Here is a 12,056-nt window from a genome sequence, read left to right as displayed (position 1 = left end):
GCGGGCGCTCTGCGGGTTCTGCCACAAAATCGGTCTACCAACCCCTGCCCGCACCATGTCCGTCCACGAAACCCTGAAGGCCTGGGCCTGGCGCATCAAGCGAGACGGCGTCACGCTCTGGTTCGCCTGCAAAAGCCCCGCCACCCCGTGGTATGCGAAAGCGCTGGGCGTGGTCGTCGTGGCCTATGCGCTCAGCCCGATCGACCTGATCCCGGACTTCATTCCGGTCCTGGGCTACCTGGACGATGTCATCGTGCTGCCGGCGCTGATCTGGCTCACCGTGAAACTGCTGCCCGCACCCGTGCTGATGTCGTGCCGAAGCCAGGCAGACGAATGGATGCGAACGGAGGGCCGCAAGCCCCGGAGCCGAGCGGGTGTGGTCTTGGTTCTCGTGGTTTGGCTGGGGGCTGGAGCCTTGGGCTACCTGCTGCTTCGGGACAGGTGGTAGCGCCCCTGCCTTCTGCCTGCCCGGCGCAGGCCCTGCGCGTGGGCCTTCGCATGCAGCGCATTGAAATAATTTTTCCGCAGAGACCGCACCGGCCGACGCTACAGGTCTCGCGCCATCACTTCACGGGCAACCTTCTGATGTGGGGGAAGCTCAGCCCATAGTTGCCCGCGACGCCCGGCGCGACGCCAGGATTGGTCAGCTTGATGAACGATGCACCGATGACCGGAATGCCATTGCTGTCCGAAGTCGTCATGCCCGCCCAGCCTTCCCGAAACGAACCGTTCAGCCGCCTGCGGTTGACCGTGGAGGACAGCACATTCGAGTCGCTGAAAGTGAATACGGAGACTGCGCCGCAGCTTTCATTCTTCTCGATGGGGAAGTTCGCGTTGTAGCGGACGGTGAAGGTCGCCTCGCGATCGGCCATCCACAGCTCCCACGTGCCGGGCATGCTGCAGATGCTCTGGCCGACTTCCGTATTGCCCGAATGGAAATACTGCAAACTCGTGCGCAAGGGAGGCACCACGGAATACACCCGCTGGTCCGCGGGGTCCGACTGGCGGTAGTCCTTGCCCACGCTGTAGCGCTTGGTGGGGGTGGCCACGACCCAGTCCGTGCGGGCCGATATCGAAGCATCGAGAACCACCTGGTTCCTGAATCCGGCCACCGTCAACAGCCGGGAAAGGTCAGCCGCCGTCGTGGCCGCGTTGGTCGCCGTGGGCGGCAGGTAGACGGGGGTGGACAGATCAGGAAAGTCGTTGGAACGGGCGGTCAGCACAGGCGCGGTCGTCGGCCGGGACGTGTTGCCGGGCATGTCCTTGTCGCGAAACGCCAGGCCTGCGGAGACCAGCAACGGGTCGGAGGTGTAGCGCTCCGGCTGGACCACTTCCGCGTCCGTGGGCGGAAAGAGCATGTAGTTGCCGCGCGCGGAATCACCTGCACCGTCAACGGCCTGGATCGCAGTGGCAGGGCCGGAGAACGTGGTGGAGCCCAGCACATCCATGATGTACCACGTGGCCGCCAGCCGGCCCGTTGGGCCAGCAAGGCCGCGGCCCGCGGCAACGGCTTCGCTGTTGGCCTCCGACATCAGGGCCGCATTGACGGCGGAGTCGTCCACGGTGCAAGGCGCAATGCCGTTCACCTGCTTGATGGCTTTGAACAGTGCCGAATTGCTCGCGGTGTCGGCGCCGTAGACGCGCAATTGCGGAATGTCGGCCATCACGATGGCTTCGATGGCACCTTCTCGCGTGTGGGCCGCGGTGATGTCGGGGGTCCATCCAGGATCCAGACGGTCCGTGGAAAAGCGTTGTGGCACACCGGTGGCCAGCCGTGGCAGCGTGCAGGACCGGTCGCCCGTGGTCAGTTGCGCGGTGCCATCGGCATTGGCCGTCACCGCGGCCGTCCACATGTCGCCGGGCGACATCAACACATGCACGCTCAGCAGGCTATCGCCGTTGTTGGCCCCCCGAAACCGCACCTTGACCACCTTGCCGTTATCGATGTCCGTGTTCATCAGGTGCAGCACGGTCATCTGGCCGTTCTGCGCCGTGAAGTAAGGCACCAGCAGTGCATGGCCGGGCTGGCCCTCTTCCTTCTTGAAACCGACCGCGGTGGTCGCGCCCAACTGGGTGCTGGAAGGGCGGGCACCGGTGCCCACGATCACGGCGGCAGGCGAGGCACTGGCCAGCGCGAATGTGCCGAGCACGGCTGCCAAAGCCTGAGAAAGGGTTTTGATTTTCATGGTTTCTCCGGTAGCGGGTTGAGTGAGGCGGCACGCGTGTGCCTGCCCACGCGACATGCGAAAGGCTGGCGCACGACAGGACGAATGCCGATGCATGCAGACACCCGCAGAACACAGGCTGCAGGCGTGGGGAAGCAGAATTCGATTCAGGGCCGGGAAGTGGAAGACCCGGGAAGACCCGCCAGAACCTGCAGGATCGTGCCCGCTCAGGCGTCGGCCCCTTGCAGCGTGCTTTTTACATGGGCGGCCGGGCTTCCCTCTACCCACCAATGCAGGGTTGACGTAACCGATTGTTCACACGGCGTGGAGGTTTTTAACAGAAGAACCGGCAGCGAACATGCGCCCGGCACGGGGACACCACAGGCCGGCGCTGCGCAGCGAGGAATGGGGTTTGAATGAAATCACCCCCCAGCACAATCCACACTAGGGCATACCGCTACATATTTAATAGCAACAGGATGCGGGGCCCGCGGGCTACCGCGTGGCGGCGCCCACGGCACCCACACCGCTCACGGCGCCGACCAGGCCGACCCGGCCGGATGCCTGCCGCTTGTCCTTCATCGGCGGCTGACCATGCATGCGGGCGTATTCGCGGCTGAACTGCGAGGCACTCTCGTACCCCACTTCGAAAGCGACCTGGCGCATGCTCTTGCCCTGCGACAGGATCAGCCGCCGCGCCTCCATCAACCGCAGCGCTTTCTGGAACTGCAGCGGCGACAGCGAGGTGATGGCCCGAAAGTGCCGATGGAACGCCGAGCGGCCCATGCCGGCCGCCGCTGCCAGTTGCTCGATACGCACCGGCCGCGCGGGCTCGGTCCGCAGGATCGCCACCGCGCGCGCAATGCGGCGCGCGTGGCTGTCGGGCAGGCCCAGGTGGCGAATCGCCGCGCCCTGGCGGCCGCGCAGCAACCAATGGTGGATCTCCCGGACCAAGCCCGCTTTGAGCACCGCGAGCGATTCGGGCCGGTCCAGCAGCCGCACCAGCCGGCGCACGGCGTCGCGCAGATCCTCCTCATCGCCCGTGTCGGCCGCGTCGGGCGCGGCGGGAGGCGCATCGCCCCCTGGCGATCCCAGGACCAGATCGGTGATCACCGCCGGGTCCAGCTCCAGGGCAACGGCCAGATAGGGCTGGGCGATGCTGGCCTGGCTGATGCGGCTGGCCGTGGGCACGTTGGCCGTGACGATCATCGTGTCGCCCGCCGCATAGGACATCGTGCGGCTGCCCATGGCGACCCGCTTGCGCCCCTGCAGCACCAGGCACACCAGGGGCTGCTCTACCGCATGCTCCAACGCGCTCGGCGCCGTGTGCCGAACCAGGTACAGGCCGTGCACGGGCGTGGCGATGATGCCGCCCGTCCGCTGGTGCGTGGTGCCTGTGTAGCGCAAGACCGCTTGCGTCAATTCGTTGCCCGCCATGGCGCATTCTGGCCAGGAAGGCCGGCCCGGCACAACCGGCCTGGACGATCAGGCAAGGAATGCCGATCTTCGGGCACGCAACGGAGTGGGCGCGACCCTACAGTCGTTGCGTTGCACCGAACCCCGAAAGGCACCCATGACTCCGCTGCAGCCCCCGCAAGAGAACCCGCCCGCCGCCGAACCTGCCCGCGCACCGCACCGGGGTGTGCAGGTGCTGGGAGAACAAGGCGCCGAGGGCCGCAAGGCCTTCTTCATCGAGATCGAGGCCCGCCCCGGTCAGGAGGAGGCGGTGGTGCAGATGCTGCAGGACATTCGGGCCTGCGTCGAAGCCGAACCCGCCACGGGTCCGTGGTTCGCCGTTCGGTTTTCGGAAAGACGTTTTGCGATCTTCGAAGCGTTTCCCGATCTGGCGGGGCGGCAGGCGCATGTCGATGGCGGAGGGGGCGATATCTTTCGCGACGTGGCGCGGATGAATGCGATCCTTGCTGAGGCGGCCCAGGTGCATCGCGTGGATGTGTTGATGAGCAAGGATTATTTTTCTTATTGCCGGGATGAGTAAAAAGCCGTGAGGCTGACTGTCAAATAAGGCAAAACAGGCTGGTTGGGGTCATCTGTTCAGCAAACGTGGACGCATTTCACATCCATCGGGAGTTCACCGATCTGCTTTGGCGTTGCGCGCACTCAGCAGACAAGCCGCCAAGTCACGCACGATGCGTGACTTGGGAAGATCCGGCCGAAAGATCAGCAAGGTTCGAAAGTGCAGCGCTGCCGAGAATGGGCGAAACACCACGCCCCGGGCCGCATAGCCGTCTGTGGCGTAGGGGTTGACCAGCCCCACGCCCAGCCCTTCCATCGCCAGCGCGCACACGGTGGATGAATTGGGGGTCTCTGCCACCACCTTGGGCCTGACGTCGCTTGCCTCCAGAATTCGCGTCAGTTTTCTGCGCACAGTGTCCTCCGGCGAGAGCGCGATGAAGGCCTCCTCGTGAAGGTCCTCTGGCTTGACCACCTTGCGCGCGCACAGCCTGTGACCCTCGGGCATGGCACAGACTGCTTTGGGCGTGGCGAACAACTGGTGCTCCAGTCCCGCAACATCGATTTCGTCAGCAGCCAGACCGACCTCGAAACGGCTGCTCACCACCAGCTCGCGCACGGTGGCTGAGCTGGCCACCTGCAAGGTGACAGCAATCGACGGGTGCTTTTGCCGAAACAAGCGCAGCGCATGGGGCACAAGGGTCGATCCCATCGCCGCCAGGCTGGCAATGCGGATGTCGCCCGTCCCAAAGTCCCGAATACGCGCTGCGCTGATCCGCAGTCTGTCCAGGCCCTGGAACGTGGTCTCCACATCACGAAAGAAGAGATGGCCTTCGGCGGTGGGCACCAACCGACCACGGACCCGGTCGAACAGCGCGAACCCGGTTGTCTTCTCCAGCTCCAGAATGCTGCGGCTGATGGCCGGTTGGCTGATCTGCAGCAGGTCTGCAGCGCGGGACGCAGAGCCCGTCACCATCACCGCGCGAAAGGCTTCGATCTGACGAAAGTTCATTCACCACCTATCAGCTTTGTGCATAGACCACATCGGTTGCATCATTGATTGTTATCGATCTGGATTCTAAAGTTCTCTCATTCACCGGCCTACGAAACACGCGCACTGCCCCATGGTGCTGGTGGGTCGGCCCCACCAACATTGAAAGGACCACAGCCATGGATCGCAGATCGTTGTTGCAAAAGGGGGGTGCGGCCAGCGCAGTGATGTTGCTGCCCGGTGCTTCGCTGTGGGCGCAGGCGCCATACCCCGACAGGCCCATCAAACTGATCGTGCCCTGGTCTGCGGGCGGCAGCACCGATGTGCTGGCCCGTGCAGTCGGCCAGAGCATGGCCGATGGGCTGGGCAAACCGGTGGTGATCGACAACCGTCCCGGCGCTGCAGGCCGCCTGGGTGTGGACGCGATGGTGAAGTCGGCGGCGGACGGGTACACGCTGGCCATCATCGAACTGGCGCACGCGATTGCACCGTCGATCTATCAGAAGATGCCCTACGACATCATGAACGACGCGGCGGCGATCTCCACGCTCGGCGTCTCTCCCCTGGTCCTTTTCGTGGACGCGCAGAAGTACCAGGCTGGGCAGCACCAGAAATTCGTGGCCGATGCGAAAAAGGCGGCGGAGCCTCTGAGCATCGCCACCAGCGGCACGGGCAGCATCAGCCATCTGGCGGCGGGTCTGTACGCCAAAGAGGCCAAGCTGGAATTGCAGATGATTCCGTATAAAGGCTCAGCGCCCGCATTGACCGATGTGGCGGCGGGTGTTCTGAGCGGTCACTTTTGCACCTTGGCAAGCGCGAGCAGCCTGTTCAGTGCCGGAAAAATCGTGCCCCTGATGGTGACGGGCAATCGGCGCGTGCCACAGCTTGCGAATGTGCCCTCTGCCAGCGAGCTGGGGCTGAACACCATGGACTTTGGACAGTGGTGGGCGTTGGTGGCGCCGGTCAAAGTGCCCAAGCCCATCATCACCGCGCTGCACAAGGCGACGGTCACTGCGCTGGCGGACAAGCAGGTGCAGTCCCGGATCTCCAGCCTTGCCATCCAGCTGGGCAGTTGCTCTCCCGATGAGGCCCAGGCCTTCATACGCGCCGAAGCCATCAAATGGGCCAAGGTGGTCAACAGCCTGGGCATCAAGCCCGAATAAGCAGCCAGCAAGAGCCATCCGCATGCCCCCACAAGCCCAGGTTTCTCCCGAAGCGCCCAACGACCAGTTTCGCAGCCTGTCACCCGCCGTCTGGCGCGCCTCCACCGTCCTGTTCGACACCGTCGCAGACTTCACTTCCCGCAAAGACCGCCTGTTTGACGGCTACACCTACGGCGTCACTGGCACCCCCACCACGCGCGCGCTGGAAGAAAGGGTGGCGGCGCTGGAAGGAGCCCACCATTGTGTCGCCGTCCCTTCCGGGCAAGCGGCGCTGTGTTTGATCGCCCTTTCCCTGCTCGAGGCGGGAGACCATGTGCTCGTCGCAGACTCCGCCTATGGTCCACTGCGCACCTTCGCCCGCGACTACCTGCAGCGCTTCGGCATAGAACACGACACATTCGATCCCTTGGCCGGGGCCGACCTTGCGAGCTTGCTGCGCCCCCAAACCAAGCTGGTGTTTCTCGAATCCCCAGGCTCTATCACGATGGAGATGCAGGACATTCCGGCCATCGTGGAGGTGACCCGGACAGCGGGCGTGCGCACGGTGCTCGACAACAGCTGGGCCTCCCCCCTCGGGTTTCGCGGCATTCCAGTGGGCGTGGACATCGTGGTGGAAGCTGCATCCAAACTTTTGAGCGGTCACTCCGATCTGCTCCTCGGCACCATCGCAACGGACAGCCGATCGCTGTACGAGGCGTTTCGGACCACGCAGAGTGTTCTGGGGCAGGCGGTGAGTGCCGAAGACTGTTTCCTCGCCCTGCGGGGCATGGACACGCTGGAAGTACGCTATTCCCACCAGTGCGCCAGTGCGCTGGCCGTGGCCTCGGCGCTCACCAGCCATGACGCGGTGACAGAGGTCCTCTTTCCGCCGCGCCCCGGAGACCGTAGCCACACGCGCTGGGCAGCTTCGTTCACCGGTGGTGGGTGCGTGCTGTCTTTTGTTCCGCACTTCCACGGTGATGCCGCCATTCACCAGTTCTTCTCGGCACTGCGGGTGTTCCAGATTGGGGCCAGCTGGGGCGGAGTTCACAGCCTGGCGGCGTACTACCCCGAAACAGAGCAACGCAAACGCAAGCACTGCGCATTCAGTGCGGGCATCGTCCGACTGTCCATTGGGCTGGAGCCTTCGGGCAAGCTCATCGCAGACCTTGAGCAAGCGCTGCATGCCGCTGGCGCACTGCCGTCCTGACCTCCAAGCCCTAGAGAGAAAAGAGCCATCCATGATTGAACGACGCCACTTTTTCCGCTACGCCACCGCCAGCTCACTGGCGGCGGCCATGGGCACTGCATCCGCAACGACGCCTGCCACGACAGGCACTGGCGCAACTTCGATGTCTGCCGCCGCAGGCTCCAGCGCACTGCAAATGGAACTGGCCGGGCTCTACGACGTGGACCGCACGGTGATCAACCTGGACGCGGCGTACTACGGGGCCATGACCCGTGAGGTTCAAGCCCATTACTTCGAGCGTTCGATGTGGGTGAACCGGTACAACTCCACGTTCCTGCGCAGCGCGGTACAAGGCATTCCGCGCGATCCCGAACTCAACAAGTCGCGCGCAGCAGTGGCCCACCTCATCGGCGCCACACAAGACGAGGTCACGCTGTGCGGCGGGGGGACGGAGGCCCTGTATTCACTCATCGTCAACTACCGGCCGCTCAGCGCGGGTGACGCGGTGATCTATGCCGACACCGACTATGACGAAATGCAGTACGCCATGGACTATCTGGAGCAGAGCCGGGGCGCCAAGGTCGTGCGCTTCAATCTGCCTGAGCCCCACACCCGCGCCAATGTGCTGCAAGCCTATGACAGCATCTTGCGCAACACACCGCGCGCCAAGTTGCTGCTGCTGACCCATGTCTCCAACCGCAACGGCCTTGTGCCACCAGTCGCCGAGATCGTGGCCATGGCCAAAGCGCGGGGCGTCGATGTCATTCTGGACAGTGCCCAGGCGGTGGGCCATATGCCCTTCGATGTAAAGACCTATGGCGCGGATTTCGTCGGTTTTTCGCTGCACAAATGGGTGGCCGCGCCGCTGGGTACCGGCGCCATCTACATCAGGAAGGAAAGACAGGCAGACATCCAGCAGTGGCTGGGCAACAAGATCTACAAAGCGGAGGACCTGCGCTCGCGCATTCCGACAGGCACCGTGGACGTGGCAGCCCGGCTCAGCATTCCCAAGGCCTTGGCCGTGCAAGAGCGCATCGGCCTGGAACGCAAGTTCGCCCATTTGCGCGCCCTGCGCGACTACTGGGTCAGCAGGGCGCGGGATGTGCCTGGTGTCGAACTCATGCTGCCGCAGGAGCGCGACAACTATGGCGCGATCAGCGCATTTCGCTTAGCGGGCCTGCGCACCATGGAGCAGGCGCGCAAGGTCCAGGAGCGCTTCATCTCAAAGCACGGCGTTCTGGTGGTCGCGAAGTCAGGGTTGGCTTCCGGGCCTGTGATGCGGGTGACCCCATCGCTGTTCAACACCACCGAAGAGCTGGACCGCTTGGTAGCAGCCATTCAGGCGGAGCGAAATCTGTTGGCTTGAGTTGGGGGGGCCACTGTCTGAACGGGGCTTCCCCCAGTTTTGCGGACGCTTTGCCTAGCCCTTGGAGCGCTGCCGCTCCTCGAATTGAACCGGGTTGAGATCGTTCAATTGGATGGCGCTCGGTCAGCAAATGGGGTTTGAATGAAATCGGGCCCCAGTGCAATCAGCACTAGCGCATACCGCTACATTTTTAATAGCAACAGAACGCGGAGCCGATGGGCTGGCGTCTGGCCGCGTCCACGGCGTTCACCGCGTTCACCGCGTCCACCGGTCGGGCGCCTGCCGCCTGTCCCGCGTGGGCGGCTGCCCGTGCGTTCGGGCGTATTCGCGGCTGAACTGCGAGGCTCTTTCATACCCCACCTCGAAAGCGACCTGGCTCACGCTTTTGCCCCGCGACAGGATGAGGCGGCACGCCTCCATCAACCGCAGTGCTTTTTGGAACTGCAGCGGCGACAGCGAAGTGATGGCACGAAAGTGCAGATGAAACGCCGAGCGGCCCATGCCCGCCGCTGCGCCCAGGCGCTCGATGGGCACCGGCTTCGCGGGCAGGGTCTGGGTCATGGGGGGAAAGCTCACAGAATCGTTGTGGGCGGTCTTAGAGCGCTCGGATTGCAGCTCCAATGTGAGCTTCTTTTGATCGTTTCTTATTCCGGCCGTGCAGTGATCGATTGCGCTACCGGCTTGCTGGTTCGAAGCGGCCTGCCCGATACCTAACGGACCTGACGGGCAGCCCGGATGCATGCGACGGGCAGTTGCCGCTTCGCTGACGTCGTAACCCGGGGGGCGCCAAGCTGTGCTCCACCATGCTTGCCGCCTGTAGGTTGCCTATCATCCCACGCATGTCGCGTTCCGAACGTCTGCTAAACCTCCTGCAAGTCTTGCGCCGCCATCGTCGCCCCGTGAGCGCACAGACGCTGGCCGACGAAATGACCGTCAGCGTGCGGACGCTTTATCGCGACATTTCGAGCCTGAAGGCCCAAGGCGCTGAGATCGAGGGCGAGGCTGGAGTCGGCTACGTGCTGCGGCCGGGCTTCGTGCTTCCTCCGCTCATGTTTCGGTCTGCCGAAGTCGAGGCCCTGATGCTGGGGCTGAGGTGGGTCGCCGATCGCGGAGATCCGGCGCTAGCTGACGGCGCGCGAGAAGCGGCAACGCGGATTGCCGCAGTTCTTCCAGCTGCGTTGCGGCGCGAGTTGGAGACGTCTGCATTGCTTGTTGGCGCCAGCGCGCGATCGTCCGTCGACGCCGTCGGATTCGAGCTGCTGCGCACCGCCATTCGCTCGGGCCGCAAGATGCGGCTGCTGTATCGCGACAAGCACGATGCGAACTCGGAGCGCGTGGTCTGGCCTTTCGCGTTGGTCTATTTCGAGGAAGCACGGGTGCTCGCAGCATGGTGCGAGTTGCGGGCCGACTTTCGCAATTTCCGAGCCGATCGCATTGCGCGCATCGAATTGCTCGACGAACTCGCGCCGAGATCACCAGAGATGATGTTGAACGACTGGCGCCGAGCGCTGCAAGCGAGCGGCCGCACGATCCTGCCAGAACCTGACAGTGCGCCCCTCTAATCTGGAGACTCTTTCAACAACAAATGAGTCCCCATGAAATTCGCCTCAGTCCGCCTTGTCACATTCGACGTCGAGCGCCTCATCACGTTCTACACACAGCTCTCCGGCGTCGCCGCCGTTCGTCTCGCCGATGGCTTCGCCGAGATTCGACTTCCCGGAGCGACCCTTGCGATCAGCGCGGAGCGTCTGATCCAGCGCTTCAATGCAGGCGCCGCACCGGCCGCGGCCAACCGCTCGGCAATCCTCGAATTCGAAGTCGACGAGGTTGACCGTGTACTGTCGTCGCTCGGCAGCACGGCGGTGATCGTGCAGGAGCCCACCGTCATGCCATGGGGCAATCGCTCTCTGTTGCTGAGGGATCCGGATGGAAGCCTCGTCAACATATTTTCCCGCCCGCGTGTCACGTCCGCGGATCCGCAACGCTGAGTGGCTGGAAAGCGGCAGCCGCCGCTGCCGAGGCATCCCCTCGAGGAAGGACGCGATAAATGCGTTGCCCATAATCAGCCGATGATCAACGACCGCGCCTGGCCGCTTGCGGCCGCTGTGTGAGGATAGCTGCCGTGGGTGTTCATAGTGCTGAACTGACCGGTCCTCATCACTGGAATGCGCAACCAGCGACTAACGCTTGGCAATGCGCGCAGCGCTGGCCGCGCCGAAACGCTCAGAGGCAGCCCGCTTGTCCTTCGTCGGCGGCTGGCCATGCATTCGCGCGTATTCGCGGCTGAATTGCGAGGCGCTTTCATACCCCAACTCGAAAGCGACCTGGCTCACGCTTTTGCCCAGCGACAGGATCAGGCGGCGTGCTTGCATCAACCGCAGATGCTTGTGGAACTGCAGCGGCGACAGCGAAGTGATGGCACGAAAGTGCAGGTGAAACGCCGAGCGGCCCATGCCCGCCGCTGCGGCCAGGCGCTCGATGCGCACCGGCTGCGTGGGCTCGGCACGCAGGATTGCCACGGCGCGCGCGATGCGGCGCGCGTGGCTGTCGGGCAAGCCCAGTTGGCGAATCGCAGCGCCCTGGCGGCCCCGCAGCAACCAATGGTGAATCTCGCGGACCAAGCCCTCTTTGAGCACCGCGAGCGATTCAGGCCGGTCCAGCAGCCGCACCAGCCGGCGCACGGCATCGCGCAGATCATCCTCATCGCCCGTGTCGGTCACGTCGGTCACGTCGGGCGTGGCGGGAGGCGCATCGCGCCCCGGCAAGCCCAAGACCAGATCGGTGATCACCGCCGGGTCCAGCTCCAGTGCAACGGCCAGATAGGGCTGGGCGATGCTCGCCTGGCTGATGCGGCTCGCCGTGGGCACGTTGGCCGTGACGATCATCGTGTCGCCCGCCGCATAGGACACCGTGCGGCTGCCCATGGCGACCCGCTTGCGGCCCTGCAGCACCAAGCACACCAGAGGCTGCTCCACCGCATGCTCCAACGCGCTCGGCGCCGTGCGCCGAACCAGGTACAGGCCGTGCACCGGCGTGGCGGTGATGCCGCCCGTCCGTTGGTGCGTGGTGCCTGTGTAGCGCAAGACCGCTTGCGTCAATTCGTCGGGCTTTGTTGCACAAACACGGCAGTAGAACTGGTAGCCTGAGCCGATGAGTGAACCCAAGGGTCGCAAGCGGCGCTACAAGACAACGAATTGGCCGGCGTACAACGCTGCGCTCACAGCGAGGGGAT

Annotated in this window: 12 protein-coding genes; 7 read left to right on the top strand and 5 right to left on the bottom strand. The window is 64.2% G+C overall.

What is annotated here, in order from left to right; all coding sequences use genetic code 11:
- Nucleotides 1–55: 55 nt before the first annotated feature.
- On the top strand, nucleotides 56–448 hold the full coding sequence (locus AVKW3434_RS12715) for a YkvA family protein (RefSeq protein WP_272568402.1): 393 nt from the start codon (nucleotides 56–58) through the stop codon (nucleotides 446–448).
- A gap of 115 nt (nucleotides 449–563) precedes the next feature.
- Here the strand turns inward: AVKW3434_RS12715 and AVKW3434_RS12710 are convergent, their stop codons facing one another.
- Both AVKW3434_RS12710 and AVKW3434_RS12705 read right to left on the bottom strand, forming a co-directional pair.
- Nucleotides 564–2,186 carry a surface layer protein NpdA gene (locus tag AVKW3434_RS12710; RefSeq protein WP_284406128.1) on the bottom strand — a complete coding sequence of 541 codons (1,623 nt, stop codon included), beginning with the start codon at nucleotides 2,184–2,186 and terminating at the stop codon, nucleotides 564–566.
- Between the two features lie 474 nt (nucleotides 2,187–2,660).
- On the bottom strand, nucleotides 2,661–3,602 hold the full coding sequence (locus AVKW3434_RS12705) for an AraC family transcriptional regulator (RefSeq protein ID WP_284406127.1): 942 nt from the start codon (nucleotides 3,600–3,602) through the stop codon (nucleotides 2,661–2,663).
- A 136-nt stretch (nucleotides 3,603–3,738) separates the two neighbouring features.
- Between AVKW3434_RS12705 and AVKW3434_RS12700 the strand changes: the two genes are divergently transcribed.
- Nucleotides 3,739–4,161 (top strand): putative quinol monooxygenase, encoded by a 423-nt coding sequence (locus AVKW3434_RS12700; protein ID WP_284406126.1) that lies wholly within the window; start codon nucleotides 3,739–3,741, stop codon nucleotides 4,159–4,161.
- A gap of 93 nt (nucleotides 4,162–4,254) precedes the next feature.
- On the opposite strand, the gene AVKW3434_RS12695 is transcribed toward AVKW3434_RS12700, so the two are convergent.
- Complete coding sequence (locus AVKW3434_RS12695; protein ID WP_284406125.1) at nucleotides 4,255–5,148, bottom strand: LysR substrate-binding domain-containing protein; 894 nt, start codon at nucleotides 5,146–5,148, stop codon at nucleotides 4,255–4,257.
- 44 nt (nucleotides 5,149–5,192) lie between these two features.
- On the opposite strand from AVKW3434_RS12695, the gene AVKW3434_RS12690 reads away from it, so the two are divergent.
- The 3 genes from AVKW3434_RS12690 to AVKW3434_RS12680 are packed head-to-tail and all read left to right on the top strand — an operon-like array spanning nucleotide 5,193 to nucleotide 8,824.
- A complete protein-coding gene (locus AVKW3434_RS12690) occupies nucleotides 5,193–6,290 on the top strand; it encodes a Bug family tripartite tricarboxylate transporter substrate binding protein (RefSeq protein ID WP_284406124.1) in 1,098 nt (365 codons plus the stop codon).
- Nucleotides 6,291–6,312: 22 nt separating this feature from the next.
- Nucleotides 6,313–7,479: a trans-sulfuration enzyme family protein gene (locus tag AVKW3434_RS12685; RefSeq protein ID WP_284406123.1), complete on the top strand. Its 1,167-nt coding sequence runs from the start codon at nucleotides 6,313–6,315 to the stop codon at nucleotides 7,477–7,479.
- Nucleotides 7,439–8,824, top strand: coding sequence for an aminotransferase class V-fold PLP-dependent enzyme (locus AVKW3434_RS12680; protein WP_284406122.1), 1,386 nt, complete (start codon nucleotides 7,439–7,441; stop codon nucleotides 8,822–8,824). Before AVKW3434_RS12685 ends, AVKW3434_RS12680 begins: the two co-directional genes overlap by 41 nt.
- Nucleotides 8,825–9,079: 255 nt before the next feature.
- Here the strand turns inward: AVKW3434_RS12680 and AVKW3434_RS12675 are convergent, their stop codons facing one another.
- Nucleotides 9,080–9,385 (bottom strand): helix-turn-helix domain-containing protein, encoded by a 306-nt coding sequence (locus tag AVKW3434_RS12675; protein ID WP_284406121.1) that lies wholly within the window; start codon nucleotides 9,383–9,385, stop codon nucleotides 9,080–9,082.
- A gap of 278 nt (nucleotides 9,386–9,663) precedes the next feature.
- On the opposite strand from AVKW3434_RS12675, the gene AVKW3434_RS12670 reads away from it, so the two are divergent.
- Nucleotides 9,664–10,386, top strand: a complete 723-nt coding sequence (locus AVKW3434_RS12670; protein ID WP_284406120.1) for a helix-turn-helix transcriptional regulator — start codon at nucleotides 9,664–9,666, stop codon at nucleotides 10,384–10,386.
- A gap of 33 nt (nucleotides 10,387–10,419) precedes the next feature.
- Nucleotides 10,420–10,812, top strand: a complete 393-nt coding sequence (locus AVKW3434_RS12665) for a VOC family protein (RefSeq protein ID WP_284406119.1) — start codon at nucleotides 10,420–10,422, stop codon at nucleotides 10,810–10,812.
- A gap of 192 nt (nucleotides 10,813–11,004) precedes the next feature.
- Here the strand turns inward: AVKW3434_RS12665 and AVKW3434_RS12660 are convergent, their stop codons facing one another.
- Nucleotides 11,005–11,922: an AraC family transcriptional regulator gene (locus AVKW3434_RS12660; RefSeq protein WP_284406118.1), complete on the bottom strand. Its 918-nt coding sequence runs from the start codon at nucleotides 11,920–11,922 to the stop codon at nucleotides 11,005–11,007.
- Nucleotides 11,923–12,056: the final 134 nt, after the last annotated feature.

This window comes from Acidovorax sp. SUPP3434, assembly GCF_030159015.1.
Lineage (GTDB): Bacteria > Pseudomonadota > Gammaproteobacteria > Burkholderiales > Burkholderiaceae_C > Paracidovorax.
Note: the sequence above shows the minus strand (reverse complement) of the source record. Positions and strands in the feature narration are given on the sequence as shown.